This is a genomic window from Erwinia sp. OLFS4 (genome assembly GCF_002752165.1).
GTDB lineage: Bacteria > Pseudomonadota > Gammaproteobacteria > Enterobacterales > Enterobacteriaceae > Izhakiella.
Genome location: NZ_MOMB01000061.1, coordinates 1 through 25,080 on the forward strand (window position 1 = coordinate 1; position 25,080 = coordinate 25,080).

At 54.4% G+C, this 25,080-nt stretch carries 32 protein-coding genes; 23 read left to right on the top strand and 9 right to left on the bottom strand.

Features of this window, described 5'->3' with window-relative positions; all coding sequences use genetic code 11:
* Positions 1-430 (top strand): hypothetical protein (locus BL249_RS15425; RefSeq protein WP_099706543.1); only part of this gene is annotated, 430 nt, incomplete at its 5' end.
* 51 nt (positions 431-481) lie between these two features.
* Entirely contained in the window at positions 482-1,075 is a 594-nt protein-coding gene (locus tag BL249_RS15430) for a DUF2913 family protein (RefSeq protein WP_099706544.1), read from the top strand.
* A 14-nt stretch (positions 1,076-1,089) separates the two neighbouring features.
* On the opposite strand, the gene BL249_RS15435 is transcribed toward BL249_RS15430, so the two are convergent.
* The 7 genes from BL249_RS15435 to umuD all read right to left on the bottom strand — a co-directional run bounded on the left by BL249_RS15435 (position 1,090) and on the right by umuD (position 6,781).
* Entirely contained in the window at positions 1,090-2,016 is a 927-nt protein-coding gene (locus tag BL249_RS15435) for an Rpn family recombination-promoting nuclease/putative transposase (RefSeq protein WP_099706545.1), read from the bottom strand.
* A gap of 84 nt (positions 2,017-2,100) precedes the next feature.
* Positions 2,101-2,967, bottom strand: coding sequence for a restriction endonuclease (locus BL249_RS15440; protein ID WP_099706546.1), 867 nt, complete (start codon positions 2,965-2,967; stop codon positions 2,101-2,103).
* A 12-nt stretch (positions 2,968-2,979) separates the two neighbouring features.
* Positions 2,980-3,627: a recombinase family protein gene (locus BL249_RS15445; protein ID WP_099706547.1), complete on the bottom strand. Its 648-nt coding sequence runs from the start codon at positions 3,625-3,627 to the stop codon at positions 2,980-2,982.
* A gap of 365 nt (positions 3,628-3,992) precedes the next feature.
* A complete protein-coding gene (locus tag BL249_RS15450) occupies positions 3,993-4,286 on the bottom strand; it encodes a CopG family transcriptional regulator (RefSeq protein WP_099706548.1) in 294 nt (97 codons plus the stop codon).
* Entirely contained in the window at positions 4,286-4,924 is a 639-nt protein-coding gene (locus BL249_RS15455) for an AAA family ATPase (RefSeq protein WP_099706549.1), read from the bottom strand. Before BL249_RS15455 ends, BL249_RS15450 begins: the two co-directional genes overlap by 1 nt.
* 130 nt (positions 4,925-5,054) lie before the next feature.
* Positions 5,055-6,326, bottom strand: coding sequence for a translesion error-prone DNA polymerase V subunit UmuC (gene umuC / locus BL249_RS15460; RefSeq protein ID WP_099706550.1), 1,272 nt, complete (start codon positions 6,324-6,326; stop codon positions 5,055-5,057).
* A complete protein-coding gene (umuD, locus tag BL249_RS15465) occupies positions 6,326-6,781 on the bottom strand; it encodes a translesion error-prone DNA polymerase V autoproteolytic subunit (protein WP_099706551.1) in 456 nt (151 codons plus the stop codon). The genes umuC and umuD overlap by 1 nt, the downstream gene beginning before the upstream one ends.
* A gap of 457 nt (positions 6,782-7,238) precedes the next feature.
* Between umuD and BL249_RS15475 the strand changes: the two genes are divergently transcribed.
* From BL249_RS15475 to BL249_RS15550, 14 genes are all read left to right on the top strand, one after another.
* Positions 7,239-7,916 carry a DNA methylase gene (locus tag BL249_RS15475; protein ID WP_099706553.1) on the top strand — a complete coding sequence of 226 codons (678 nt, stop codon included), beginning with the start codon at positions 7,239-7,241 and terminating at the stop codon, positions 7,914-7,916.
* Positions 7,913-8,137: a hypothetical protein gene (locus BL249_RS15480; RefSeq protein WP_099706554.1), complete on the top strand. Its 225-nt coding sequence runs from the start codon at positions 7,913-7,915 to the stop codon at positions 8,135-8,137. Before BL249_RS15475 ends, BL249_RS15480 begins: the two co-directional genes overlap by 4 nt.
* A gap of 45 nt (positions 8,138-8,182) precedes the next feature.
* Positions 8,183-8,590 (top strand): DUF1380 family protein, encoded by a 408-nt coding sequence (locus BL249_RS15485; protein ID WP_099706555.1) that lies wholly within the window; start codon positions 8,183-8,185, stop codon positions 8,588-8,590.
* 407 nt (positions 8,591-8,997) lie between these two features.
* Positions 8,998-9,504, top strand: coding sequence for an antirestriction protein ArdA (locus BL249_RS15495; RefSeq protein WP_099706556.1), 507 nt, complete (start codon positions 8,998-9,000; stop codon positions 9,502-9,504).
* Positions 9,505-10,303: 799 nt separating this feature from the next.
* The gene (gene ssb / locus BL249_RS15505; RefSeq protein ID WP_099706558.1) at positions 10,304-10,846 is read left to right on the top strand and encodes a single-stranded DNA-binding protein; all 543 of its coding nucleotides are present in this window, start codon (positions 10,304-10,306) and stop codon (positions 10,844-10,846) included.
* A gap of 97 nt (positions 10,847-10,943) precedes the next feature.
* Positions 10,944-12,938, top strand: a complete 1,995-nt coding sequence (locus BL249_RS15510) for a ParB/RepB/Spo0J family partition protein (protein ID WP_099706559.1) — start codon at positions 10,944-10,946, stop codon at positions 12,936-12,938.
* A 49-nt stretch (positions 12,939-12,987) separates the two neighbouring features.
* Positions 12,988-13,428 carry a conjugation system SOS inhibitor PsiB gene (psiB, locus tag BL249_RS15515; protein WP_099706560.1) on the top strand — a complete coding sequence of 147 codons (441 nt, stop codon included), beginning with the start codon at positions 12,988-12,990 and terminating at the stop codon, positions 13,426-13,428.
* Positions 13,416-14,138 (top strand): plasmid SOS inhibition protein A, encoded by a 723-nt coding sequence (locus BL249_RS15520; protein WP_099706561.1) that lies wholly within the window; start codon positions 13,416-13,418, stop codon positions 14,136-14,138. The genes psiB and BL249_RS15520 overlap by 13 nt, the downstream gene beginning before the upstream one ends.
* Positions 14,135-14,311 carry a hypothetical protein gene (locus tag BL249_RS19145; RefSeq protein ID WP_168174290.1) on the top strand — a complete coding sequence of 59 codons (177 nt, stop codon included), beginning with the start codon at positions 14,135-14,137 and terminating at the stop codon, positions 14,309-14,311. Before BL249_RS15520 ends, BL249_RS19145 begins: the two co-directional genes overlap by 4 nt.
* Positions 14,312-14,974: 663 nt before the next feature.
* The gene (locus BL249_RS15530; RefSeq protein ID WP_099706563.1) at positions 14,975-15,343 is read left to right on the top strand and encodes a hypothetical protein; all 369 of its coding nucleotides are present in this window, start codon (positions 14,975-14,977) and stop codon (positions 15,341-15,343) included.
* 69 nt (positions 15,344-15,412) lie between these two features.
* Positions 15,413-15,757 (top strand): hypothetical protein, encoded by a 345-nt coding sequence (locus BL249_RS15535; protein ID WP_099706564.1) that lies wholly within the window; start codon positions 15,413-15,415, stop codon positions 15,755-15,757.
* Positions 15,758-15,849: 92 nt separating this feature from the next.
* Complete coding sequence (locus BL249_RS15540) at positions 15,850-15,996, top strand: succinate dehydrogenase flavoprotein subunit (protein ID WP_099706565.1); 147 nt, start codon at positions 15,850-15,852, stop codon at positions 15,994-15,996.
* Between the two features lie 54 nt (positions 15,997-16,050).
* Positions 16,051-16,872, top strand: a complete 822-nt coding sequence (locus BL249_RS15545; RefSeq protein WP_099706566.1) for an N-6 DNA methylase — start codon at positions 16,051-16,053, stop codon at positions 16,870-16,872.
* 201 nt (positions 16,873-17,073) lie between these two features.
* Entirely contained in the window at positions 17,074-17,409 is a 336-nt protein-coding gene (locus tag BL249_RS15550; RefSeq protein ID WP_099706567.1) for a DUF5983 family protein, read from the top strand.
* Between the two features lie 655 nt (positions 17,410-18,064).
* Here the strand turns inward: BL249_RS15550 and BL249_RS15555 are convergent.
* Positions 18,065-18,565, bottom strand: a complete 501-nt coding sequence (locus BL249_RS15555; protein ID WP_099706568.1) for a lytic transglycosylase domain-containing protein — start codon at positions 18,563-18,565, stop codon at positions 18,065-18,067.
* A gap of 434 nt (positions 18,566-18,999) precedes the next feature.
* On the opposite strand from BL249_RS15555, the gene BL249_RS15560 reads away from it, so the two are divergent.
* Positions 19,000-19,401 (top strand): relaxosome protein TraM, encoded by a 402-nt coding sequence (locus tag BL249_RS15560; protein ID WP_099706569.1) that lies wholly within the window; start codon positions 19,000-19,002, stop codon positions 19,399-19,401.
* A gap of 99 nt (positions 19,402-19,500) precedes the next feature.
* On the opposite strand, the gene BL249_RS15565 is transcribed toward BL249_RS15560, so the two are convergent.
* Entirely contained in the window at positions 19,501-20,655 is a 1,155-nt protein-coding gene (locus tag BL249_RS15565; protein WP_099706570.1) for a helix-turn-helix domain-containing protein, read from the bottom strand.
* Between the two features lie 407 nt (positions 20,656-21,062).
* Between BL249_RS15565 and BL249_RS15570 the strand changes: the two genes are divergently transcribed.
* The 6 genes from BL249_RS15570 to BL249_RS15600 all read left to right on the top strand — a co-directional run bounded on the left by BL249_RS15570 (position 21,063) and on the right by BL249_RS15600 (position 25,076).
* Complete coding sequence (locus BL249_RS15570) at positions 21,063-21,392, top strand: type IV conjugative transfer system pilin TraA (protein ID WP_099706571.1); 330 nt, start codon at positions 21,063-21,065, stop codon at positions 21,390-21,392.
* A 12-nt stretch (positions 21,393-21,404) separates the two neighbouring features.
* Entirely contained in the window at positions 21,405-21,701 is a 297-nt protein-coding gene (gene traL, locus BL249_RS15575) for a type IV conjugative transfer system protein TraL (RefSeq protein WP_099706572.1), read from the top strand.
* A 12-nt stretch (positions 21,702-21,713) separates the two neighbouring features.
* Positions 21,714-22,292: a TraE/TraK family type IV conjugative transfer system protein gene (locus BL249_RS15580; protein ID WP_099706573.1), complete on the top strand. Its 579-nt coding sequence runs from the start codon at positions 21,714-21,716 to the stop codon at positions 22,290-22,292.
* Positions 22,279-23,010 carry a TraK domain-containing protein gene (locus tag BL249_RS15585; protein WP_158233108.1) on the top strand — a complete coding sequence of 244 codons (732 nt, stop codon included), beginning with the start codon at positions 22,279-22,281 and terminating at the stop codon, positions 23,008-23,010. The genes BL249_RS15580 and BL249_RS15585 overlap by 14 nt, the downstream gene beginning before the upstream one ends.
* Positions 23,000-24,319: a TrbI/VirB10 family protein gene (locus BL249_RS15590; RefSeq protein ID WP_099706575.1), complete on the top strand. Its 1,320-nt coding sequence runs from the start codon at positions 23,000-23,002 to the stop codon at positions 24,317-24,319. Before BL249_RS15585 ends, BL249_RS15590 begins: the two co-directional genes overlap by 11 nt.
* Before the next feature lie 235 nt (positions 24,320-24,554).
* Positions 24,555-25,076, top strand: a complete 522-nt coding sequence (locus BL249_RS15600) for a TraV family lipoprotein (RefSeq protein ID WP_099706577.1) — start codon at positions 24,555-24,557, stop codon at positions 25,074-25,076.
* Positions 25,077-25,080: the final 4 nt, after the last annotated feature.

Sequence of the window (25,080 nt, forward strand, 5' to 3'; positions counted from 1 at the left end):
ACATATACCGCCTGAAAAAATTAATGCGTATATGTCCAAGTACCCGTTCAAATCCTTTGATGATATTCCTGAGGATAAAAGCTGGTTGCAGTACCCTTCACTACAGGAAATGGAATTTTATCTGCCACCAGTGGCTCAGGTTGCTGATCATCATCAACTTCCTGAGATAATGAGGAAAAAGCCCGTGGTTACGACGATTAATGGATTCACCCTGTTAAAGTCGCTTGGCGTTCAGGCTTTCAATATTGATCCGCGCCGATGGCACAAGATTAAAACCTATTTAAGCAAAGGGAAGATTGAATACCCGCAAATGTCCGATGACGGACAACGAATTATAGATGGCAGGCACAGAACGCTGCTCATTATGCAGATTTATAAAGTAACGAATGTGCCCGTCTTTTACCTTAAAAGAAAGGATATGGTGTTATAAGTGGGATGCCGCCAAAAATTTGTGGCCAGAATATAAGGAATAGTACAGGCAGTGACACTGACAGAAAAATCAGGACATCTGGCATGGTGCGCCCTGGTGGCGCTTGCGCTGGCCAGACAGAGCTGTGATGTGCTGTCACCGGCACAGGAAAACCTCTTTCTCACCCGCTGGCTGGCGACTGCGCTGAAGCAACGGCGTTTCCCCCGGGAGATAAATCAGGACATCGAGTGGCTGCTTAAACAGGGCCGCCAGCTGGGTGTCAGCGCGAAGCTGGCCAGCAAGCTTAATTACCTCTGGCGTTCCTGCACCGGTGAGTTGTCTGAACAGAACGACCTGTTCCGGCTGACGTATGCCCTGGAAACAGCGAAAGATATGCACTGGAACTACCGTCTGCTGAGCGATCGGGAATGGTCCGGCCGGAATGCTGTGGCGCTCAGTGCGGGCGTGAACAGCATTTATCTCTCACGGGCCAACCTTGATGTTGCTTTTGACGACAATGGCCGACAGATAAATGCGCTGACAGCGCGTCTGACGGGGAACGTAGCGGGGGTGATGAAGCTGTTTAATCGTTGCGGCTGGCAGGCAGTATCTGAGAGTGATGCCTCCCTGCCCCACCAGTATTCGCTGATGGCCAGACAGGGATAGCTTATAAAGGACTATTAGTGGCGGATCTGTGCCAAGTCGTTTTCCGTCAGACCGGTCATTTTCATGACCGTGTTGCGGTCAAGGCCGTTCTGCAGCATGGTGCGGGCAACTTCGAGTTTCCCTTCATTGCGACCTAGCTGAATTCCCTTCTCGATGCCCTTCTGTTCAAGCTGTTGTGCGATGGTCATCAGTTCGTCCTCATGTTGTGGCACCCGCTGTGCCAGTTCACGTACAAAGGCCTCTGCGTCTGAAGTTTCGCCTGCCTGCAGGAGGTAGTTTATCAGTGAATTCAGTTGCTGTCCTGTAACATGTTCGCGTAATAGAATGGTGGCCAGCCTGTCCAGTAGGTCAGCCAGGTCGCGCCGATGGATATGTTTCTGCAGCAGTGTCAGTGCAGCCATGCTGCGGTGCCCCATGATCTCGTTGTCAGGTATGACCGTGACATCGACCAGAGGGAAATTATCGCTATAGAGCTTTCCGGCCAACCCGGGATCGTTGAACTCGTCCAGCCAGCGAGTCGAATAGGGATAGGGACTGCGCCTGCCCGTATAGAACAATACGGGGATCACCAGTGGCAACTTTTTATGTCCTGCATCCAGGTGGCGTTGCATGGCGGCAACCGCGTAACGAAGAAGCCGGAACGCCATGTGTTTGTCAGGAGTGGACTGGTGCTCAATGAGGACGTGGATATATCCATCATCACCGGTTGTGGTTTTCAGGCTGTAGAGCACGTCGCTGAAATAGGGGCGCAGGTTATCCTCGACAAAGCTTCCTGACTCCAGTTTGAGGGTACAGAAGTCGCAGACAGCCTGCAGTTCTTCTGGCAGATGCAACTGCATGAAATCCCGTGCGGTATCGGGATGTGTCAGAAACTGTTTAAATGCCAGGTCATGTGGGGTCGGGGTGCCATTCGCACCGCCCTTCCCTTTCCTGTCAGCCATGCTTTTCTCCATTGCCTCATTTATTATTCGGATTGTACCTGAACGCCAGCTTTTCAGTCCGGAGTTTATGGCATCTGGCGGCTGTTATTTACTGATATCTGGATAAATTTCGTCGATTTTGACGTATAAGTTTCCGGTTTCGGCCGCCCGGCGAATTTTTTCTTCCATCAGCATCCTGAAACTGATGTTATTTTTCAGCATCAGCACAAGGTCATAGCCGCTGACGCAGATAACCCGCTTTCCTTTCCCCCATACTTCCAGACCATCCCGTGTAAAACCGGCCCAGCTGATGAACACGCCACGCGCCCAGGCAACTTTCTGCTCCAGCTTTCCCTGAAAGACGTGGAGGTCGGCATTACCGGTTTTAGCGCTGTGCCACTTTGCCTCAACCAGATAGGTCTCATTATTCAGCAGGAAGCTGCCATCGATCTGTTCGCCTTTCAGTCTGAATGCGCCTTTAGGGGATAGCCAGAAGGCCGCAAACAGCTCGTTAAGCCACACCTCAAAGCTGTAACCCCGTTGCTGGGGCGGTTGTTTATGCAGGGATTCCAGCCCGCGGATGAAATAATCGTTGTCTATACCGGCAGGGACGATTAATGCAGGGGCTAAGCCGTATGCCGCCTGACTGTCTGCTCCCTGAATTTTTGCAATAAATCCACTATATGCAACTTCATCCTGAGCGGTGATAACACCGCCTGGAACGGTTTTCCTGTATTCCCATAGCCTGGTGATAACCTTAAGTACCGTGTCACGGTCTGTTTTTTTTATGAAACAACGCAGTCTTTTAGCTTTGGATGTGCCGTCCTCAAGGTATGCTTCATCTTCGATATTGATGCACAATTCCTCCTCAAAGAACTCGCGCATGGTTCTGTCACTGAAATCCAGAATGTATCCTGGAGTACTTTCAAAAAGCCGGTTAAAGATCTTTATATCATGTGAAGTAATTCTCATTATTTAGTCACCTCAGGTCCCGGCTGAGGCAGCGCACTGCCCTGCTTTATTATTTTTGCACACGCGAATAACAGTCATCCGGGAAACCCCGGCAAGCCGCGCGGTTTCATTAATGGATTTACCGTTCTGTAGGCGTAATGTCCTGATTAATTCATGTTTGGCCTCATCTGGCTGGCGCCCGGCATATTTACCTTCCTTTCTGGCTTTATCCACACCTTCTCTCTGTCGCCGGCGACGATCCTCGTAATCCTTACGTGCAATGGCCGCCAGCATATCGAGCATCATACTGTTGACAGCCCGGAGCATGCTCCGGGTAAATTCATCTGAAGCTGCATGAGTGAGGGCTATATGACTGGTTGGCAGATCTAGGCTGATAACCGACAGGTCTTTCTCAAGGATACGGCGTTTGAGCGTATCCCAGTCGTTATCGCTGAGGCGCGACAGCCGATCCACCTGTTCAATCAAAATTACATCCCCTGACTCCATATCTGAGAGCATGCGCGTCAACTCAGGACGCTCCAGCGAAGCTCCGGATGCGTTTTCAACGTACCATCCGGCAATACGCTGTCCATGATGAGTGGCGAATTCCTTAAGCCTGTTTTTTGCGCGCAAGGCATCCTGCTCTATTGTTGAAGCCCGGAGATATGCATAAATGTACATTTTTTCGCCAAGAGTCACATTTAAATAGTAATAAATATATCAGTAACTTTTAAATGGTACCATAGAAAGGTTTTTTAATTGATACTGCCAGTATCTTTTGGGAATACCCTAATGTCACATCCTGGCGCGCCCGCCGGGCTTGTTAAACTCCTCGCCTGCTGAGAAGCAACTTCAGAGTTGACTCACGGTTTTTCTAACCTCTGTTCCACAATTCTGGCCATCTATGCACAAATGCCATTTTTTTCAGCACAATAAAGAAGGCTATCACTGCCTTTGTTGTTTTACGGGTACAAAAGCGGTAGACGTACCTAAAATAGTAATAGTTCACACTTCACAATTATTAAGTATTACATCATAAGTATGATTTACGATTTTTTATCACTTAAATAAAGCTCCAGAGCTTCCCTGACAATTGCACTTACGTTCTTAGGGTCTTTCCCATTCCGCTTATTCTTCAGTGCTAAATCCTCAACCTGCAAAAGCATTGATTCATATAGCGAAATGGTTGTCCTACATTGTTTTTCTGGGGCGTCTTTCTCTGGAACAGATTTTGCGGGATCACCGTAAGGTTTATCTGCAAGGCGCTGCGCCAGTTCATCAGCTTGTTCAGCTGTTACAGTTTGGCGTGCTGAGGCTTGTTGGCTGGGTTTCTTAACCATTATCCAAATACCTCTTCCATTAATTTTTCCATTTCCGATTTTGCAGCAGTATTTTCTGTTTCCAGAACTCCTAGGCCATTGCTCATGCAGTCACGGTAAACCTTTCTAAAGCAAATGACAGACTCCAGGGTTTGAATCAATGGAAACTCATCGAGATATTCAACGAATTCGTTGCGCTCATTCCCTCTTAAAACCGGGTTTGTTGTGGCCATACTTTGAAGGCAAAAAACCTTCAATTCTGGATTAAGGTCTCTCATACTTTCAACCTGCTGCTGTAACTCAATCAGAGTATCTAGGTCTGGTTGTGAGCATTGGAGGGGGGCGATAATTTGATGAGCAACTACGCCACTGGTAATGAACTCTCTGGAGTTGCGGCCTGCCACATCGACGATAACATGCTCATACTTCTCATCCAGCGCTCGAAGCGTTTGGGAGAGGTTATCAAATTTTTCTATAAGCGTTATAGCCGGCTTAACTTCCGAGGCTTCTCGCTCTGCAAGATGTTTTGCTGCGGTACGCTGTAAATCACCGTTAACCAGGCAAACATCTTTTCCTCTGAGAGCAAGCCCTATAGCTAGGTTCACGGCCGTGGTGGTTTTCCCCGATCCACCTTTATTACCACCAATAACTGTTATCATGTTTATCCTAATTATGAAGTGTGAGATATGAAGTATGAATGTCATATTTTATATGACAATACAACTTATCATACATCACAAATCATAAATAGGAAGTAATACTTCATACTTCATAATTTTGAGATGACATCTACAACAAGTGTGCTTTGGGTATTTCACCCCAGCGTGTAGTGTAAGCTGGGGAAAGCATCTCCCGTTTCATTTGCCAGGCAGGCTCGATCCCCTTACCGGCAAAGCCTATTCTGAACCGGCCGGACCGGTTCATTGCATCCAGCAGGTCCATCAGTTCATCACTGCCACGGCGCATCTGTTGCTCCTCAAACAGGTTCAGTTGCGCCACGCCATCCGGACGCAGCTCGCTCAGCATCACGCCCGCTTTCGCATACCTGAAGCCCGGCCGCCAGATGGCATCGAGCGCCCGAACCGCTGCCTGGATGATATCACGGCTGTCGCGGGTGCCGGTGCTTAGTCTGGTGGTGGCGGTGTTGCCGTACCCCGGTTTTCCGGCATCAAACGGCGAAGTGCGGAGGAAGCTGGCCACGTGGTGGCAGTACTGGCCATCCTCGCGTAGTTTTTCAGCGACGCGCTCCGCGTAGCTGCACACGGCCTGCCGCATGGCGTCATAGTCCGTGATGCGCTCACCGAAACTGCGACTAACCACTATCTGCTGCCTGGGGGGCGGGGCATCTTCCAGCGGAATGCAGCTCTCGCCGTTCAGCTCGCGCACGGTACGTTCCAGCACCACGCTGAACGTCTTTCTGATGAAAGCCGGGCGGGCACGGGCAAGGTCCAGCGCAGTCCGTATACCCAGTGTTTGCAGCTTTTTGCCGATACGGCGTCCCACTCCCCATACTTCCTCAACCGGCTGCAGGGACAGCAGCTTCTCCGTGCGGCGCGGGTTTTCCGGCCTCAGGGCCAGCACGCCACCAAACTGTGGCCATTCCTTCCCGGCCCACTGCGCTGATTTCGCCAGCGTTTTGCTTATGCCAAATCCCACGCCAATGGTAAGACCGGTACAGGTCCGGACATAGGTGCGCAGCTGGCGGCCAAAGTCTTCAAAGGATGCTGAGGCACTGATACCGGTGGCATCAATGAACATCTCATCAATGGAGTACTGTTCAACGTGCGGAGCCCGCTCTTCCAGGCAGGCCATCACGCGCTGGCTTAATGAATGGTACAAGGCGTAATTGCTGGAGAAGACGTTAATGCGTTCCGGAAAGTCCCGATCTTTAACCTGAAACCACGGTTCGCCCATCCGCACGTACGGTTTGGCCTCCTTCGACCGTGCTATTACGCAGCCGTCATTATTCGAAAGGATGATAACCGGTTCGTTTCTTATTTCCGGGCGAAATACCTTCTCCACACTGGCGTAGAAGCTGTTGACGTCGGCCAGCGCAAACATCAGTTCCGCCCGCGCGTGGTGTGGATGAAGTGGATGACCACGCCGAAAATTTCCAGTCGATCGGGGTCAGGGTGTAGCTCCGGGTAAGCCGGGTTCATTGGCTTCAGGGTCAGGCGGGGCGAAGTCAGCAGGCGCTTGACGGTAAATTCTCCATCGGTTTCGGCCACCACGATATCGCCGTGTCCCGGCGTCAGGGCGCGGTCCACGACCAGCAGGTCGCCGTCATACAGGCCGATGTCCTGCATGCTGCTGCCCGAAGCCCGCAGAAAGTAGGTCGCGGCCGGGTGAGCGATGCAGTAGTCATTCAGGTCGAGTTCCTGCTCGATGTAATCCCGTGCCGGACTGGGGAAGCCGCAGGAGACGGTTTCCAGAAACAGCGGGCAGGGGAGGGCGGGTGCACCGTCGTCCGGCAGGTAAAGCGTCAGCGCCTGATGCGCCCGTATCTCTCGCCGCATGTCTGCCTCTTATAAAAATAACTGTACATATATCCAGTATTATTGGAAGTTTATTGACGTTTGGCAAGGGCCGGGAACGCTGATTCCGGCAACCCTCTGACGAATAACCAGAAATAACCGGAAATATTGTTGTTCCGATGGGTGAATGATGATGTCGCTGCGCTCCTCTTTTATGACGTTCTGCGGTGAGCGCCGTGCCGCTACTGTAGCCCGGCCGCTGCGGATGCAAGGGAAGCGTAAACGCCGTCACCTTCACCCGGTCGCAGTTCATTTCAAAGGCATTATCCGCCGTCTTCCCGTCGTTTTCCGTCTCTGTTTTCGCCGTCAAACCGTCCAGCCTGCTCCTGCTTTTTTACTGCGCTGCGGCTTCGGTGACGCCCTTGCATCCTCCGCTTTTCGCCGGGCTGTCGTATCGGCACGGCGTAACTGGCGCCGCATTTGAGAAAGGAGAATGATGATGTCCCGTATGATTTTAGGTGACTGTGTGCAGGTAATGGCTGGCTTTCCTGAGAAAGCTGTCGATTTCATTTTGACCGATCCACCTTATCTCGTTGGATTCTGTGACCGTTCCGGCCGGACCATTGCCGGCGATCGCACCGATGAATGGCTGCAACCCGCCTGTCATGAGATGTATCGCGTGCTGAAAAAAGACGCGCTGATGGTGAGTTTTTACGGCTGGAACCGTGTCGATCGCTTTATGGCCGCGTGGAAAAAAGCCGGGTTCAGCGTTGTCGGCCATCTGGTTTTCACCAAAACCTACACGTCGAAAGCCGCCTACGTCGGCTACCGTCATGAATGCGCCTATATTCTGGCAAAAGGGCGCCCGGCTCTGCCACAAAACCCGCTGCCGGACGTGCTGGGCTGGAAGTATTCAGGCAACCGCTACCATCCGACCGAGAAGCCCGTGACCAGCCTGCAACCGTTGATTGAGTCCTTCACGCATCCCGGCGCCATCATTCTTGACCCCTTTGCGGGTTCCGGTTCGGTGTGTGTGGCCGCACTTCAGGCGGGCCGCCGCTATATCGGGATTGAACTGATGCCGCAGTATCACCGGGCCGGGCAGCAGCGGCTGGCCGCCGTACTTCGCTCAATGCAGCAACCGGCGGCTAATGACGATTATCCGGAGGCCGCATGACGAACTATGCCGGGCATGAAACGCTTCGCGAAGACGTCGCGGCGCTGGCAAACAGCATGTGCGACCTGCGAACGGAGCTGAACCGCCTCGAATCGCTGTACCGCTATGACGCCGATCTGCTTACTGAACGGCTGGCGCGGCAGACGATTTGCCGGATCAACGCCCTGTATCTGGCGGCGTACCGCGAAGCCCTGGAGCTGGACGCTTGCTTTAAAGACTGATGAATCCCGGGCGGCAGGGCCGCCCGTTATAAACCGGAGATGAAAATGATGTACGCAACCCGTAAAGAGCTTAATCAGCTGATGAAACGCGCCTTTGGCCGCGATGAAAAACTTGCCCTGCTGGTCTGGACCCGCGAGGACGTGAAGGCGGTGGCAACCATGACGGAAGCAGAGGCGGATGCGATTTTATGCGCCATTGGCAATGCCGGGCTGGGTGACCACCAGGAGGAAGGCGTGTCATTCCGGACGGTTCACGAATTGCTGGCAGGACTGCGCGCAGAAACACGTATGGTTCCGGTGCCCTCTGACCTGCTGGCCCGCATCACAGAAACCGCCCGCCGGGCGCTGTCGGCGGGTGACGCGCAGGCGTGGGAACTGGCGCGGCACAGCTTTCCGTCCGTGAACGACGCGCTGTGTGACGTGGCCTGGCTGGAAAAGCAGCTGGCTGCATGAGGACCCGCCCGCCGCCCGTCCGGCGGGCTTTTACATCCTGACGCTCAGGATGTCGCGCGACCGCTCCGCTTTTCCTGCTCATCCTCCACGCTGCTCCGGCTTCGCGGTGAGTAACGCCCGTGCGGCCTGCGGCTAACGCCGTGCCGCTACTGTAGCCGGGCCGCTGCGGATGCAAGGGTTCGCTACGCCGTCACCTTCACCCGGTCGCAGTTTATTTCATACGTTACCCGCCGTCTTCCCGTCGTTTTCCGGCTCAGTTTTCGCCGTCAAACCGTCCAGCCAGCTCCTGCTTTTTTTACTGCGCTGCGGCTTCGGTGACGCCCCTGCATCCTCCGCTTTCCGCCCGGCTACAGTAGCGGCACGGCGTAAGCCGGAACTGAGACGACATCGACCTTGGAGGATTTTTTATGAGCACTACCACCACCACACCAGCGGTCTACGTTGGCACCTACCATAAATACAACTGCGGCAGCATTTTCGGCAGATGGTTTGACCTGACGGATTTTGACGGCCCGGAAGACTTTTACGAGGCCTGCCGGGTGTTGCACGCCGACGAACGGGACGCTGAATTCATGTTCCAGGATTGGGAGGGCATTCCGTCGCAGTTCGTCTCTGAAAGCTCCATTGACTGGGATTTTATCGCCGCTTACAAACTCGCCGAAGCGGACGGCAGGGAGGAGGCTTTTATCGCCTGGGCGGAGTATACCGGCGAGTGTGACTATGACGCCTTTGACGATGCGTACTGCGGCGGGGCGGAAAGTGAGGAGGATTATGCACAGGAAATGGTCGTACATTCCGGCCTGTTGGATGAGGTGCCGGAGTTGCTGCGCAGTTATTTTGACTTTGAAGCCTATGCGCGTGACCTGTTCAGCAGCGGGTATATATTTCATGACGGCTGGGTCTTCTGCAACTGATTCACTCAGGCAGGCGGTGCAGCCGCCTGACAGCCCGCGCGAAAACCCTGGCAGGCTCTGCCTGCCGGCGGACAACGCCGCGCCTGCGGCGCCGCCAGGTTCCGCCAGTGGCTGCCATTTCCGGTACGACCGTTAACTGACTTCCTCTGGCTGCCGCAGGCCGGGGATATTCCTGTGCTGGTGATAATCCGTGCGTAGCTGTTGCTGTTGCTGTTGCTGTTGCCGGTGGTGGTGGTCACACAGGTGGCGTGTTATCTGAAATCGCTGTTCTGTCGTCCTTTCTTCCTGTTGTGTCTGTCTGCGGGCGACTTCCCTGCGGGAACCGGGGCTGTCGTGAACGGAGCCGGCAGACCGTCTCCGCCCTCCGGGCTTCCATCCCTCTGTCGCTCATCAAGACCGCGCCTGCAGCATCCGTAAACGGATGCGCCGCTTTCACCAGCCCGGCGTTAACGCTGCCGGACTTCTGACGGGCAACGGCGATCCGCTGCCGCTCGTCGCCGTTGCGGTGGTGTCCTGCTCACCCTGTCTGCCGCATCTCTTCATCCGTTAAGCCCCCTCGCCCGGGCTGAGACAAGCACAGTCGCCGTCAGCTGTCCAGGGTAAATGGCACGCGGTAAACCGCGCCCCGGACAGCTGCCATCGCCCGCGCTGGTTTACGCCCCTTGCGGCGAAGGAACTCAACGGGAGATGTGATACCAGCGGGTTAACAGAGCCGGTCACCACAACAAGGTCAACACCGCGGCTCACGAATCTTACAGAAGATATGGGCTGAAAAAATAACGGAAAAAGGAGATTTATCATGACAGTACGTGGCGTGAACAAAGTAACCCTGATTGGTTTTCTGGGGCAGGACCCCGAAGTGCATTACATGCCTAACGGTGGCGCGGTGGCGAATATTTCTCTGGCAACCTCCGAAACGTGGCGCGATAAGCAGACCGGAGAGCAGCGCGAAAAAACCGAGTGGCACCGCGTGGTGCTGTTCGGGAAGCTGGCCGAAGTGGCCGGGGAATACCTGCGCAGGGGCGCACAGATTTACGTCGAAGGCCAGCTGCGCACCCGCAGCTGGCAGGACGATGCCGGAAACACACGCTACGTCACCGAAATCGTTGTCGGCCAGAACGGCACCATGCAGATGCTGGGCGGTCGCCGTGACGGGGGCCAGCCGCAGGAAAGTCCGCAGTACAGCGGTCAGCCTCAGCCTGCTCAGGCAGCGCCACACTCCACTGACGGCACGTCCGGCGTGAAAAAAGGGCGCGGGAAGGGCAAAAAAGCCGCCGTGCAGCCGGAGCCACCACAGGGCGAATGGCCACCCGTCGGGGATATGGACAGCATACCGTTCTGAACCGTTATATCGCCCGTTACGGGCTGAAAAGGCAGTAAGAGGTGCCGGACGTAGGGCGTCCGGCAGACAGTCATCAATAACAATCGAGGTATTAACTATGTCAGTAACCGAGTCTAAAGCAAAAGCACCCGCGAAAACCAGCAAAAAAGCCGTGAAGCCTGCCGCCGCTGCGGCGCTGAAGGCGGCGCTCGATGCCGCGCAGATTGAAATGGTGCCGCTGTCGGCGCTGGTCAAATCTCCGCTTAACGTCCGCACCGTACCGTATTCCGCTGAAAGCGTGCGCAGCCTGGCTGACACCATCAGGTCGGTCGGGCTGCTGCAGAACCTGGTGGTCCACACGCTGCCCGATGGCCTTTCCGGCGTGGCCGCAGGTGGTCGCCGTCTGACCGCGCTGCAACTGCTGCGCGATGAACTTCACATTGACGCCGGGTACCCGGTGGCCGTGAAGCGGGTTTCCGGGGAACTGGCGGTCATCGCATCGATGATCGAAAACGACCAGCAGAAGGCCATGCACCCGGCCGAGCAAATCAGCGGGTTCCGCGCCCTGTCTGAGCAGGGCAAAACCGCCGCGCAGATTGGCGATATGCTCGGCTACGGCTCACGCCACGTTCAGCGGATGCTGAAGCTGGCGAACCTGGCCCCTGAGCTTATTGCCCTGCTGGCAGAGGACAGGCTCGACGTTGAGCAGTGCCAGGCGCTGAGCCTGGAGAGCGATCCGGCGCGTCAGGTGGAAATCCTGGGGCGCGTGCAGGCTGAGTACAGTCATGCCCCGGCACACCTGCTGAAACGCGCCGTTACCGACACCGAAATTTCCGTGCGCCATGCCCGCTTTGTCTTTATCGGGCGCGAAGCCTATGAGGCCGCTGGCGGGGTGGTGCGCGAAGACCTGTTCAGCGCAGAGGACGGTGACGGTACGGCAGACAGCGTACTGGTTGACCGTCTGGTGCAGGCCAGACTTGCGGAGGAAGCGCAGAGGCTGCAGACGTCTGAGGGCTGGGCCTGGTCGATGACGAGGGAAACGCCCGTCAGAAACTACGGTGACGACCGAGAACGGTACCTGCTGTTGCCGGAGCCTGAAGCGCAGTACACCCCTGACGAGCAGCAGCGTCTCGACGAACTGTACGCCACGCAGGAAGCCACCGAAACGTATGAGGATGAAGCCGGGATTCAGGCACTGATTGACGATATCGAACATGCCGCCGTTGCCCGCGAATGGACGCCGGAGCAGAAAGCGGCCGGCGGCGTGGTGGTCAGCCTGGATGGCGGGGAACTCTGCGTCCAGCGCGGGGTGCAGCAAAAAGCGGAGACGGAAAGCGGCTTTGCTGAGGGCAGTAACGGTGAACGCCGTCAGGTGACCATCCTGCGTGAGCCGGACGTGGCAGAGGGGGTAAGCGTTCCGCTGCTCAAAAAAATGTCGTCCGAGCGCACCCTCGCGGTTCAGGCCGCGCTGATGCAGCAGCCGCAGAAGGCGGTGGCGCTGATGGTCTGGCGGCTGTGTACCTGCGTGTTCAGCTACTGCACCACTACCCGCCATCCGTTTGTCCTGCGGCTGGAGGTTCACCACAACGGACTGACCAGCGAAGCCCCGACCGGGAAGGAGGGGCAGGCATGGCGGTGCCTGATGGAGGAAAGATCCCGTCTGGAAGCGCTGCTGCCGGAGGGCTGGGAGAAGGACTTCACCACCTTTTTTTCCCTGGACGGTGAGGTGCTGATGGCCCTGATGACGTTCTGCACCGTCTGCTCGGTGGACGGTGTGCAGGACCGCGTATGCGGCCATACCACCCGGAGCGACCTGGACGGCGTGGAGAACGCGATTAGTTTCCACCTGCGCGACTGGTGGCAGCCGGAGGCTGAAAACTTCCTCGGGCTGCTCAGTAAGGCGCAGATTGTGGCGGCGCTGACAGATGCCGGGCTGACCGGGGCCGCCAGCGATGCGGCGAAGATGAAAAAAGGCGATGCCGCAGATCTGGCTGAAACCATGCTGAGCACAACCCGCTGGGTGCCTGGCTGGATGAAAGCGCCTGACGCTGCGGAAAAAACCGACGCCGCACAGCACTGCGGTACTGATGACCACGCGGCAGATGCCGCCTGACAACGGAGCGCCGCTCCGCAAAAGGGGCGGCGGTAAGGAGACAGTCATCATGCGCAACATTATTACCACCGACGTACTGAAAACCATGATCCCCGCCGAACTGGAAGACTGGCGCGACAGCGGTGAGGATTTTCGCCGCGAGCTGACCCATGCGGTGATGCGTGACCTCGATGCCCCGGCAGGCTGGGACATGAACGGCGAGTACCGCTGCGAGTTTGGCGGGATGTTCCCGGTGCAGGTGCGGTTTACACCTTCTCATGGCAACTTTCAGCTCGCGCTGTGCAGTCCCGGTTACGTCAGCCCTGAGTGGCTGGTGATGTTCATCTCTGCCAGCGGCCGCCCGTTTGCGGTGTTGCGGTCGCTGTTAGCGTTCAGCCCGGAAAACATCAACCACGTACTGAGCCTGACGGCGCTTTTCCATACTGACGGGTATTCCGCCGCCAGCATCATCAGCATTCTGCAGCAGGAGGGGAACGTATGTGCCAGGTAAACTTCCCCGTTCCGCTGAATGCTGAACGACAGGCCGCGCTGCGGGCCATCGCAGAGACGGAAAGACGCCTGCGTCGCGGTGCCAGGGTGTGCGCGTATCCTTATGCCGCCGCCTTCTTTCGCCACCTGAACGGCAGCCGTCGCATAACTCTTGCTGATTTACGCGCGTTTTCTCCGGCGCTGACGGCGGACGCGCTGCATGGCAGGCGGGAGCGGTGGCTCAGGGCCGTTGACCTGCTGATTGAAAGTCAGGGTGACGTCTGCTGCCTGCCGCTGCCGTCTGACGCAGCTGAATGGCTGTTCCCGGCAGTGGGCTTTCGTGCCGGTGAGCGCCGCAGGCAGAAACTGTCGCTGTCTGAGCAGAAATACACCCGCCAGCGCTGCCGTGAAGAGGCCCTGCGACAGCGTGCGTATCAGGCCTGCGCGGGGCAGGCCGAAATTGACCTGGCATTTCACACCCCGGAGACGGTGGGCAGCTGGCTGTCGCGGTGGTCCGGTGGCAGCGTGCCGGAGTACGAGCTGGAGAGCATGCTGATGCGCTGGCGCAGGCGGTTTCCGTCCGTGTCTGAGGTGGATTTATGGCCGGGGGAGCCGCTCTGGCGGGTGGGGTATGAGCTGACGCTGGCGGGAAAGTCCGCTGCGGGGCACGTCCGGGCGCTGGAGCGATGGATGGTGCCGAACAAGCTGACGCATAAGGAGGCTGCGGTATGAGCAGGAAGGTGAATCCTTACGGGGCTGAGCTGAAAATTGCCCGCCGTCAGCGCAGGCGCCTGGAGTGTGACTTCAACCTGCTGGCTGAATCACTGCTGCCTCAGCCGGACGTGCCGGATATGCAAATCCGTGACTGGTCTGAAGGTACCGGAGACCGGGAGAACGCCTGGTAAGTCCCTGGCGGCTGAACTGACCGGTGCATCCACGGGCGGCAACTTCGAAAGGGAAAGGACAGGGCAGCGCTGACGCGCTGCCCTGTTTTTCTCCTTACTTTCCCTTTCATTTTTACTCTTCAGACTGCTGACGGCCGGTTGTGATGTGCCGGTCCGGGATTTTCCTTCTGTGACAGCGCGTTTTTACTGCCGTCCGTTGCCTGTGGCTGACCGGGGTGCGGGCGGGTATGACTTATGGCCGGGCGTCGTCCCTTGACGGGACACGGCTGTCGTGAACGGAGCCAGCAAGCTGTCTCCGCCCTGACGGGCGTCCATCCTGACGCAAACCCTGCTGCCAGCCTGACGGCTGTCGCGTTCACTGCCGGTGATAAGGCCACCGGCGCTGATGTCGCCACGCCGTTCCGTCGCGTCGGGTGTGTTCATCCTCTCTTCATACCTCTGGTGAGCCATCTCCCGCTAAGTCCCCGGGCGGAGGGCTGGTCGTAGCACCGCCGTGTCGTCATCCAAGGGGTGTAATGAACTCCGCCAAAACTTTTTGCGAAGAGCGGCAAAAACTTTTGTCTCCGCCCCTTTCCTTCCTCCGTACGTCGTTGCTCCTTTGCCCTTTGCCGCCAGGGAACTCACCGAGAGATGGATTAACCACCAGACAGGAGGAAAAGCAGGATGAACACACAAAACGTCAACGTCAAAACCGCCACCAAAGAATCTTCCGAAAGATGGGTTAAAACACCTGCGTTCTGCGGCCCTGTGCGCGGTCTGGCTGTCCGTATTGCGTGGGGGAAAGCCCGCGTGATGGTCGTCATTGACGCGGAAAGGGCAGCGGAGGAAATGTCTGACGCGGTCTTTGAGGCGCAGGCCGGGGGGTATAACGACTACAGGTCCGGTCAGCCCCTGCCTCACATGTTTGCGGATGTTCCTGAACTGGCCGCCGCCTGGGAACTGGGCCGGAGTTTTGCCGCCGTCAGTGACGAGATGGAAGGCTGTACGGGATGCCATAACGACAGGGGCGAACCCTGTCCATATCACGGTTAAACAAAGAGGCCGTTTATTTATCCGGGTGGCGGCGTGGGGCCGTCACCGCTTAACCACAAGGAGAAACACATGCATTTACACCTGACCGAATCTTCCGCCGCACCGGGGATGCAGGCCACCGCCGAAGCCGAGCGTGAGTACTGGCTGAGCCGTGAAAAAGCGGCGGTGAAAGCGCCCGCTGAAACGGACGTTCACGCCTTTCATGACGCGCTGGGGCTGATGTACCCGATGAACTGGCGCAGCAGTGAAAATGGCGAGTGTGAAACCTTCATGCTCGCGGAGATGTACTGCGGCAACGTGACCGAAATCTACGCGCGGATCGGCATCCGTTATTACCGGCTGCGTGACTACAGCAACCTTGACCACGCGGAAATTCTGGCGCGCGTTAAGGAGGGAATACAGAGCCAGAAATGAAAAAAGCAGGCATACGCCTGCTCATTCCACGCCGGATGACACACCCGCAAAAGTTGTATCCGGCATCACTAAATCAACATGGAGATTAAACCATGCAATTCGATCCGCAAATCGTCGCACAGGCGAATGCTTTTGTAAATGCCCTGCGCAGCGGCCATCGTGCGCACGTTCCGGCCTTAAAGCTGGCGTACTGGCAGCAGTTTATGACCCTGGTTTACGCGGGCCTCGGTCTGGCGTGATGTGAAACCCGCCGCCCCGGAAGGAGGGGGCGGCACTGATAAGGAGATATTTTCATGTCACAGCTGAGCTTTGCCGGGTTCTTTGACCAGGTGAAAAAACAGGGCAGCGCACGTCCGGCCGCGCCGGTAGTAAAAGAGCCGACGGTCACGCACCGGATGATGAGCATTGACGTGGCGCGCAGGCAGTTTATCAGCGTGTTCAGCGGGACGGGACGACACCTTAGGCGCTGGGAGGTGTTCACCGACTTTTTATCGCTGGCGGCCAGCGAACTGGATTTAGCCAGGGTCAGAACGCCGGAAATCGCGGAGCGTTGTCGCAAAATCTGCGACCGCTACGACGCTGCTGATATTGCGAACATGCATGAGCTTTTCCGGCTGATGGTGTGTGCGCTGGAGGCGAAATTTCACGACTTTCTCGGCGCCATCTTTATGGAGCTTGAGCTGGGTGACGGCGGGCGCGGCCAGTATTTTACGCCGTATACCGTGCAAAGCCTGATGGCGCGGATGCTGATGCCGGGTATCAGAGAGACGATAGCAAGGGAGGGAATAGTGACGATCAGCGACCCGGCCAGCGGGGCGGCGGGGATGCTGATTGCGTACGCGGAGTGCCTGCTGGAGGCGGATATTAACCCGTCCGCGCACATGTTCGGCAGCTGCATTGATATCGATCCGGCGGCGGCGGATATGGCGTTTATTCAGCTTTCCCTCCTGGGTATCGCCGCCGAAGTGGTCACGGGCAACACGCTGTCGATGCAGTTCAGCCAGGTGCGCTACACGCCCGTGTATTACCTCAACGATTTTGAGGAGAAGCTGCAAAGCCAGCGCCGTATTAAGGCCATGTTCGGGTTTATCCGGGGAATCCCGGAAGCTGTGTAGCGGTTTTTTCACAGATGGCAGGGGGCAAACCGCAGGCGTAAAAGCAGGGTGTGATCCCTGCTTCTTCACCGGTCAGTAAAGGGCTGACCGTATTCACATCACTGTCCGGAGAAAGGATATGAACGACCCAAAAATCGTGGCACAGGCGAAAAATTTTGTAAATGCCCTTAATAAGGGAGAATACGTATGAGGAGCCGTAACATGACGAACCCGGAGGGAAAAGAACCGGAAGTCCTGCGTTGTCTGGTACTCAGTACGTCACATATGGCATTTGAAGATGATGTGATCCTCACGCTGCTCAGCGATCAGGATGGTGGAGATGAGGAAAACGCCTGGCGCTGGATCCATGAAACCTCCGGGGGCTTTCTGATCCGTATGAATGCCCGTACGGATACAGGATTTTTTTTGCGTGGGCGGGGTATTTCTGATGACCTGTGTCAGCTGCTGGAAGTCATCGTGCGTGAATACAATGTCTCGCTCATCCAGTTTGATATGGATGGCGATGTCCTGCCGGAGTTCCCGGTTTTCAGCTGGTAAAAATTAAAGTCTGAAGAGCATAATCTCTATTATTACCGTAAGCCGCCGGGGGAACGGCGGCAGCTATTAAACTCAGTAATTCCTTTCTGCTGGAATAGAATTGTTAATCAAGATCTCCCATTTTTCTAAGTAAATGCTGCCAGATCGTAACTATCATGTTTGATGAAATTCATTAACAGCTTCACGATTGTGTTTAATAATAAAATATTGTTGCCCGTAAAGTTGTTTTTTCACTAAGCGATAACATCATGCGCAAGGATTAATTAACCAGTATGCTCGAAAAACTCCAGTAATGATATTTTCCTCAATTTTGTTGATTTATGGTATGAACTCACGCATCAACTCACCCCATACTTTTAGTGCTGTTGTATTACCTGTATTTTGATGGGGCGCTTAAAATTATTACTGTGCTTTCAAGCTGGCTCAGGCTGTGCCGGTGTTTTAAATTTATTCATTCTGTGATGTGGTAGGTGATCTTTTACTTTAAATCTGAGAGTGATTCATCATGGTTGTATGAATCAATAATCAAATTTCATTTAACAAGTCAATGAGGTCTAAGTGCGTCTTTAATCAGAGGCTGGATGCGCGTTCTAATGAAGTTTTATGTTGTTGTATTGTATTTTTCATAAATTAAATACAGGATGGAATTGCTTTTTCAATCGTCAATATTTGGCCTTATTATTTTCCCGTTTTTAATGTTTTTATAATGACCGTCTATCAGCATGGCATACCTGTACCGGTTCTGGATGGTTTCCATTCTGTTTTTTACCCCCGCATTGTACATTCCGACCGCCAGCCATGAGATTCCGTACTGATTCATATTTCGGCGAAGCACCATTGCACCCACAAAAATATTCAGGCACGGATCGTCAAGCAGTTTTTGTGCGGTAAGTCCGGGATATTCACGCCGGAATCCATTTATGGTCGTGCTGTTTATCTGCATGATGCCATAGTCGGTGCTGGTGATTTTACCGTTCCGGTCACGATTACTGTTTTTTGCAACTGGATTGTAGCGGGATTCCTGCCAGGCGATGGCGCGAAGATAATCCGGATCGATTTGATACCACTCTCCTGCTCTGTCAAAACAGTCTGCACGGGAAGTTACCGAAAACATGCCTGAAGCCAGCAGGGCAACGGCACAGAAAAATATCCGCATAGCGGCCTCAGAATTTAAATGACGATGCGGGGATTATATCATTTAAATAACCTTAAGACCAAATAACAGCACACCACTCGCAAAATTAATTTTGCGAATTTTGCCTGTAAATTCAGAAAGATGATTATATTTCGTTGAAAATTTAGCCATTAATTAAGTTACCGTTTGGTGCTTTCACGGTTACCGCATGGTAACCATAAAGTGATATTGTGGTGCATTCAATAAAAACAATAAGTTACTGTTATAAAGAACCACGTGGACGTTGTATGGCGTCATTGTGGTTTCTGTGTGGTTACTTCATTGTTACCTTAAAGACGCCGCATGGTGTCTTATTGGCTTTACTGTGGTAACGCCATGCTATATTTTCTGCTCTCTGAACCGGATATTTCTGCCCTACTGTATCAGCGGCGGTAACAGCTAAAAATGAGGTTAATATGAAAATTGACGACACGCAACGCAGAAACAGAGTAAATCTTACCGTCCCGTTTTCACTGCTTGAGAAGGTTGATTTTCATTTAGAAAAAAAACTCGAAGACGGTGAGTCACGTGAAACAGCAAACCGGTCTGCATTTGTTCTGGAAATGTTCAAGCTGGGCCTTCGCGTTTATGAAAACAAAATTAACAAGGATGCCGATCAGATGACGCTGGATCAGAAACTGGAACTTATTGCCCATAACGTCATTACCAGTGCATTTATTACGGAGGGTATTTTTGGTATCCTTAAAGAAACCGCCGATCCGTCAAAAATAATAAAAAATGCACAATTTCTTGATACGGAGTGGCCGAAGGCAGTACAGGAGCGGGTCGCCGGAAAACTTAAAAATTATTTCAAATAGACCATTTATTTTGATCAGGGGAGAAAAAGTTTTTTACTGTTCTCCCCGCGAGACTGTTCTTATATTTATGGATACATTTGCCGGAAGGTGTGATGACGTTTATCGCTTATCATTGTCTTCATCCTTATCCCTCAGTTCCTGTAGCTGACGCTGTTTTTCTGCCCGGATATAGCGCCTCAGCGTCAGGGCATTAATGCCGTACTGTTCACAAACTTTTTTTCGGGTAATGCCGTCCTTAAGAACGGCATTTACAGCCTGGTCGCGGTCACGTTTTGTAAGAGGGTTGCGGTTATCATATTTTACTCTTTTGGCAATAACGTCATGGCTGTCGCGATGTTCCTTCCAGACTTGTTTAACGTATTGCAGATTGACGCCAAGCATGCTGGCTGTCTCCGCCAGCGTTTTTCCCTGAACCCTGAGACGAACGACTTTTTCTTTATTATCTTCGGATATAAGCCTGTAGTTTTCATTCGGGCCAATATACTTAACCAGCGTTTTGGGCGTGATGTTATATTCCCGGCAGATGCTTTTCCTGGTAACGCCCTTTTCCAGGCTTTGGCGTATGGACTGAATGTCTTTGTCGCTGAGTCTGAGGTCGCGTCGCTTTTTATCCAGTACGACGTCGTCTTTTTTTGCCATGTTTCTGACGGCATTATAAATCTGCCAGCGGCTTGCCTGACAGATTTCCTCTATTTCATTAAGCGTTTTCCTTGGCTTTGCAAAATAGAGATCTGAAATCATCTTCCAGCGCTGATACCGCAACTCCATAGCCGAAATGCCTTTAATACGCTTAATGGTTTGATAAACATATGACTCCGAGCAACGCAGTTCCTGCATTATTTCCCGTACGCTTTTTCCTTCGTGGAATTTCTGCATCAGCGCGTAATCATCGACTTTCTTTTTACGGCCACTGGCGGATGTCGAGCGGGAGGTAGTACCCCTGGCCTGAACGTTTTTTTCGCCAAAAGGCGGGATGATTTCTCCATTTTTAAGCGAGAATGCCAGCCCGGCAGATTCAGATTCATCGTGGGCGATCGGCATCAGTGGCGTGAAGAAATTCTTTCTGACGCCGATATACACATCGGGATCGACAGCGCCGGACGACAGGTCGATGTGTTTCATCGAACGGAGGAAGTATTCTTCAGCCGTCACGTCACCCGTTCTGCCCCCCATGAAGTACAGAAAGGGCAGCGTAACCACCTTACAGACATACCAGGCCCCGACATCCGTTTCAATGTCGAACCATCCTGGCATGCGCCTGTAATGATAAAGAACATACGTGAGGATGGCATATAAACATTCCTCATGTTTTTCCCGAAAAAAAGGTGCTGTTATTCGTACCTTTCCTGCCGTATGCACAAATAAATCAGCCTGCTCTAACATTAATAAACCTTATTAATCAATATATTAAATTTTCTTCATTGTTGGTGATGCTCAAGGAGCAAAATTATCGATCTATAAGATCAATTAATCAAATTGAATCGCGTAATTATCGGGCGTAATTTTCATTCAGTTTCGTAAAGAAACAGATAAGGCATTCTCTGATTATTGGATAACGAAAGGGAGGTGACTAAGGCGAGTTCTTCATAATGCGCTAGAGAGTGAACCGGATGTAAAAAATGACATGATGTTAACTATAACCCTTTCTGAGGAAAACGAATATGAAAGGTAAGACTCTGTTGTCTCTCCAAAACTGTCGCAGGGCAGGGGCGGTAGCGTGGGAGAAAGCGAAAGGAGGTGCGCTGGTTGCCTCTGTCACTCTGATGAGCGTTCCTGTGCTGCATGCGCAGGCCGAAGACCTTTTCAAGGGCGGCAAAACTACGATCAACGATACGTTCGGGAGTGGGAGTACGATAGTCTGGATACTTTATTTGCTGGAAATTCTGATGGCGGTGTTCACCTATATCAAGACTAAAAACCTGATTATGTTTGGCGGCGTTGCAGCGGTAATGGTGTTCATCAACATCGCCTTCAGCATTATACCATCTTAAGTAAGGCGCCTGATGGAAAAGCGTAACCGCTATCAGTACCCGGCTACGTTTTCCGAACAAAGGCGCTTCGTGGGACTGCCTCCGGACGAGTTCTGTATTTACGTACCCCTCAGTCTGCTGGCGATATTTGTGAACATGTGGATATTCGGTCCCACGCTTCTTGTTGCCGTTGTCGGAATTCGTCATCTCAAAAAAGGCCGCGGTTCTCAGTACCTTCTCAATCTGGCCTACTGGTGCCTGCCTACTTCTGTCATGCGTTTTTTTATTAACGTTCTGCCTGAGAGTTTCAAGCGGCACTGGGTTTCCTGACCCCGAGATCTTATGGAATACAAACTCCGCAGTGCGGGCAACCGCAATCTGGCCATCACCATTCTGGTGCTGCTGGTCATGATCATTCTTTCTCTTGGTCTGTGCTGGCGCATGTACAGCGATAACCGGGCGCTGACGGCACAACTCCTGGATAACCGGCTCACCATCGTGATGCCATTTGGCGCTGACTCTCCATTCAGCTTTACCGGAAAACGGGGTGATGCCCGCTACCTGCGCCTGATGGCGCTGAGCTGGCTTGCCCTGCGTCTCAACATCAACAGCGACAATGCACTGGACAGCCATAAAGCGTTACTGGCTGACGCCTGTGACGGCGTTGAGAAAACCATGAAGCCGGTGCTGGCAGAAGAAAACGTCCGTGTGTCCACCAACGACGGCGGTTCGGTGTTTTACCCGAAAGATTTTCGGGTAAGGACGGATACCGGTGTGGTCGATATTACCGGCCAGCTGTCACTGAACTACGGCATGCACACCGCCAGTCCGGTGAACAAGCACTACCGCATCCGCACAGATACCCGCAATGACCGGCTTTGCTGGAGTGCCTTTCTGGAGGTTCCTGATGCACAGCAGTAAATACCTGCCAGCCTGCTTTTTGCTGATTTTATCCGCAGCGTCCGTTTCTGCACAGCAGATGACGCTGAACCCCGGTGCGCGCGTGGCGCTGGCGGTCAGTAATACCGATCCGAACGCCATACGCGTCAGTGACGATCGTATCGTCGCCGTACAGGCAACGCAGGGCGTGCTGACGGCTAAATCTCCGACGCCTGATGGCGGCGTCCTGTTCTCCACTGTTACCGAAAAACCCTTCACCCTGTTTGTACAGACTGCCTCCGGCTACAGCTTCTCCGCTCAGGCTACACCAGGTAAGCGCCCGGGCCTGACGCTGACCGTCGATAACCCGTCGATCAGGGGGGCGGCGGAGGCCGGGAAGTGGGAACAGTCACAGTCCGGCTACAGCGGGCTGATCAGTGGTCTGGTGAACCGCTTTGTCACCAACCGCATGCCTGTCGGTTATGTGTACACGAAGAACATATCCATGCCGGTCAGTGACAGCGTGATGCGCGCCTTTTCGCTACGGCCGGTAACGGCCTGGCAGGGCGATCGTCTTCGCATCGTTCGGACAGACGTCACCAGCATCAGCAGACAGCGGCTGAAACTCAGTGAGCGTTATTTCTGGAGTCCCGGCGTGATGGCGGTGTCTTTTCATCCCCGGCTGGACGTGCTGGAGCCGGGCCGCAGCGTCTCCGTCATCGTGCTGTACCGCACGAAAGGGGGGCGCGATGAACATTAACCGCCTGATACAGGGCAAACAGCGTCGCCTGCTGGCAGTTATTGCCGGTATTCTCGCCCTTGTTGTGGGTTCGCTTTATCTGCTTAACCACCGTGCCGGTGCGCCGAAAGATCACGCTGCCGGGAAGGGAACGCCGCCTGAACCGGATCTTACCGGTGGACTGGTAGTTAACACCTTCGACGGTGCCGGGCAGAATTCGGTGTTGCTGGACGCGCAGATGCGTGAGAAGCAGGCAAAGGAAGGACTGGCGGACGTGAAGAAGCAGTTCTCCGGCCTGGAGGCGCAGATGAAGCAGATGGCCAGCAGCAACGAGGCGCTCACAAAGCTGGTGACCTCCCTGCAGGAGAAGCTGGACAGACAACCCACCCCGGCAGCGGGACAGGCCACCCCACAGAGCACTGGGGTCCCCGGGATGCGTACAGAATACCGCGTGGGGCCTCCTCCCGTTGTCCGGGGGAAGATAGACAATGCGCTGCTTGACACTGACCGGTGGAAAAAGCCGCCCGCAGACACATCTTTCTGGGTCCCGACCGGCGCGTTCTCGGATGCCATCGTTATTGAAGGCGCCGATGCCAATGCCTCCGTGCGGGGCGAGAATAATCTGGTGCCGATGCAGTTCAAGCTGAAAGGTGAGGCTCATCTGCCCGGTAACCAGCGTCTCGGGCGTCTGAATAACTGCTTTGTCACCGCCGCTGCCTGGGGTGATATTTCCAGCGAACACGCCGTTGTCCAGCTGCAGCGCCTCTCCTGCATTATCGACGGGAAACATATTGACCAGACCGTGAAGGGACACGTGGCTTTCTACGGCAAAAACGGCATTAAGGGCGTGCCGGTGATGCGTAACGGAAAAATCCTCGGTCTCGCCTTTACTGCCGGCGCATTGGGTGGTCTGGGTAACTCGGTTTCTCAGGTCGGCCAGACTGCCGTCGGCATCGGCGCAACGGCAAATATCAGCGGTGGTGAAGTGGCCCGCGGTGCCATCGGTGGTGGCGTGAGTAAGGCGGCCGACAAGCTGGCTGATTACTACATCGAACGCGCCGAGCAGTATCACCCCATCATCCCCATCGGGGCGGCGAACCGTGTGGAAGTGGTTTTTATTGAAGGCTTTAAGGCCGAGTTCATTGAGGACAAGGCGGCCGCTGAGGCTGCAAAGAAAGCCCCGGCGCAGTTGGCAGACACCACCACGCAGGCACGGGCTAACAGCGGTCTTCCCCCCGAACTGGTTGGTAAGCTCGGTGACGCACAAAGCCTGCGCCTGGATGACTTTGTCACGCCGGGACGTCCGGTGCCGCAACAGGGGGCGCAATGACTGAAACCGGGGTACAGGACAGTGTGATTCCGCCTTCGGCTGCCGTTCATTTTCACGCGAAGCAGATCGCGACATCGTCCGCTGGCGAACGCAGGGCTACGGCATCAAAAAACAGGGTGCAGTCCGGGACATATACCCGACCAGGTTTTGCTCAGCCGGCTCCTGAACCGCCTGATATCGATATAACTGATATTACCAACTTCATAGCTCCCTCTCTCTGAATCCGGAGTACACAATGAAAAAAATTCTTATCCTCTGCTCGATGGCCGGTCTGCTGACCGGATGTACAGGCGTTAACAGCGAGTTTGAATTTGATAAGCCGGCAAAAGACTCCGGTATCTGGATGTCACAGGCGGATGACATGTCCGCCACGGCAAGCCGTAACGCCCCTGCCAGCGGGGGGATTAGCCTGGACCAGTACCGGCTGATGGATACCGGCGATATCCGCCTAGACGTTCAGCGCGATGTGGAAATGTTGTCCGGCATCGCGGCAGACAGCCGTATCGTGCCCGGTAACGCACCTTCAGGCGTGCGCCCCTTCACACAGGTGAACGATCGTCGCTATGTCAGCAATGACAGGCCGGCAACCTGTAATGCCCTGCACTGCTGGCCGGAACCCGCATCGGCGTTTCGTAAGCCTGACGGCGTGGAGCGAATCTGGATAGCCCCCTACGTTTCTCCTGATAATAACGCCCACATGGGCGAGGTTATTTACACCGTTTCCGGTCCGGCGGACTGGAGCGGTATCGTGATGTGAGGTA

What these genes read in the sequence shown, in the direction of transcription:
- BL249_RS15590 (WP_099706575.1), top strand. Translation starts at nt 23,000, where the DNA reads ATGAACATTAACCGCCTGATACAGGGCAAACAGCGTCGCCTGCTGGCA.
- psiB (WP_099706560.1), top strand. Translation starts at nt 12,988, where the DNA reads ATGCGCAACATTATTACCACCGACGTACTGAAAACCATGATCCCCGCC.
- BL249_RS15580 (WP_099706573.1), top strand. Translation starts at nt 21,714, where the DNA reads ATGGAATACAAACTCCGCAGTGCGGGCAACCGCAATCTGGCCATCACC.
- BL249_RS15495 (WP_099706556.1), top strand. Translation starts at nt 8,998, where the DNA reads ATGAGCACTACCACCACCACACCAGCGGTCTACGTTGGCACCTACCAT.
- traL (WP_099706572.1), top strand. Translation starts at nt 21,405, where the DNA reads ATGGAAAAGCGTAACCGCTATCAGTACCCGGCTACGTTTTCCGAACAA.
- BL249_RS15560 (WP_099706569.1), top strand. Translation starts at nt 19,000, where the DNA reads ATGAAAATTGACGACACGCAACGCAGAAACAGAGTAAATCTTACCGTC.
- umuD (WP_099706551.1), bottom strand. Translation starts at nt 6,781, where the DNA reads ATGCGGCGAGAGATACGGGCGCATCAGGCGCTGACGCTTTACCTGCCG.
- BL249_RS15565 (WP_099706570.1), bottom strand. Translation starts at nt 20,655, where the DNA reads ATGCCAGGATGGTTCGACATTGAAACGGATGTCGGGGCCTGGTATGTC.
- BL249_RS15550 (WP_099706567.1), top strand. Translation starts at nt 17,074, where the DNA reads ATGACGAACCCGGAGGGAAAAGAACCGGAAGTCCTGCGTTGTCTGGTA.
- BL249_RS15440 (WP_099706546.1), bottom strand. Translation starts at nt 2,967, where the DNA reads ATGAGAATTACTTCACATGATATAAAGATCTTTAACCGGCTTTTTGAA.
- BL249_RS15475 (WP_099706553.1), top strand. Translation starts at nt 7,239, where the DNA reads ATGTCCCGTATGATTTTAGGTGACTGTGTGCAGGTAATGGCTGGCTTT.
- BL249_RS15480 (WP_099706554.1), top strand. Translation starts at nt 7,913, where the DNA reads ATGACGAACTATGCCGGGCATGAAACGCTTCGCGAAGACGTCGCGGCG.
- BL249_RS15535 (WP_099706564.1), top strand. Translation starts at nt 15,413, where the DNA reads ATGCATTTACACCTGACCGAATCTTCCGCCGCACCGGGGATGCAGGCC.
- BL249_RS15450 (WP_099706548.1), bottom strand. Translation starts at nt 4,286, where the DNA reads ATGGTTAAGAAACCCAGCCAACAAGCCTCAGCACGCCAAACTGTAACA.
- BL249_RS15585 (WP_158233108.1), top strand. Translation starts at nt 22,279, where the DNA reads ATGCACAGCAGTAAATACCTGCCAGCCTGCTTTTTGCTGATTTTATCC.
- ssb (WP_099706558.1), top strand. Translation starts at nt 10,304, where the DNA reads ATGACAGTACGTGGCGTGAACAAAGTAACCCTGATTGGTTTTCTGGGG.
- BL249_RS15435 (WP_099706545.1), bottom strand. Translation starts at nt 2,016, where the DNA reads ATGGCTGACAGGAAAGGGAAGGGCGGTGCGAATGGCACCCCGACCCCA.
- BL249_RS15570 (WP_099706571.1), top strand. Translation starts at nt 21,063, where the DNA reads ATGAAAGGTAAGACTCTGTTGTCTCTCCAAAACTGTCGCAGGGCAGGG.
- BL249_RS15540 (WP_099706565.1), top strand. Translation starts at nt 15,850, where the DNA reads ATGCAATTCGATCCGCAAATCGTCGCACAGGCGAATGCTTTTGTAAAT.
- BL249_RS15485 (WP_099706555.1), top strand. Translation starts at nt 8,183, where the DNA reads ATGATGTACGCAACCCGTAAAGAGCTTAATCAGCTGATGAAACGCGCC.
- BL249_RS15530 (WP_099706563.1), top strand. Translation starts at nt 14,975, where the DNA reads ATGAACACACAAAACGTCAACGTCAAAACCGCCACCAAAGAATCTTCC.
- BL249_RS15445 (WP_099706547.1), bottom strand. Translation starts at nt 3,627, where the DNA reads ATGTACATTTATGCATATCTCCGGGCTTCAACAATAGAGCAGGATGCC.
- BL249_RS15510 (WP_099706559.1), top strand. Translation starts at nt 10,944, where the DNA reads ATGTCAGTAACCGAGTCTAAAGCAAAAGCACCCGCGAAAACCAGCAAA.
- BL249_RS15555 (WP_099706568.1), bottom strand. Translation starts at nt 18,565, where the DNA reads ATGCGGATATTTTTCTGTGCCGTTGCCCTGCTGGCTTCAGGCATGTTT.
- BL249_RS15455 (WP_099706549.1), bottom strand. Translation starts at nt 4,924, where the DNA reads ATGATAACAGTTATTGGTGGTAATAAAGGTGGATCGGGGAAAACCACC.
- BL249_RS19145 (WP_168174290.1), top strand. Translation starts at nt 14,135, where the DNA reads ATGAGCAGGAAGGTGAATCCTTACGGGGCTGAGCTGAAAATTGCCCGC.
- BL249_RS15600 (WP_099706577.1), top strand. Translation starts at nt 24,555, where the DNA reads ATGAAAAAAATTCTTATCCTCTGCTCGATGGCCGGTCTGCTGACCGGA.
- BL249_RS15520 (WP_099706561.1), top strand. Translation starts at nt 13,416, where the DNA reads ATGTGCCAGGTAAACTTCCCCGTTCCGCTGAATGCTGAACGACAGGCC.
- umuC (WP_099706550.1), bottom strand. Translation starts at nt 6,326, where the DNA reads ATGTTTGCGCTGGCCGACGTCAACAGCTTCTACGCCAGTGTGGAGAAG.
- BL249_RS15545 (WP_099706566.1), top strand. Translation starts at nt 16,051, where the DNA reads ATGTCACAGCTGAGCTTTGCCGGGTTCTTTGACCAGGTGAAAAAACAG.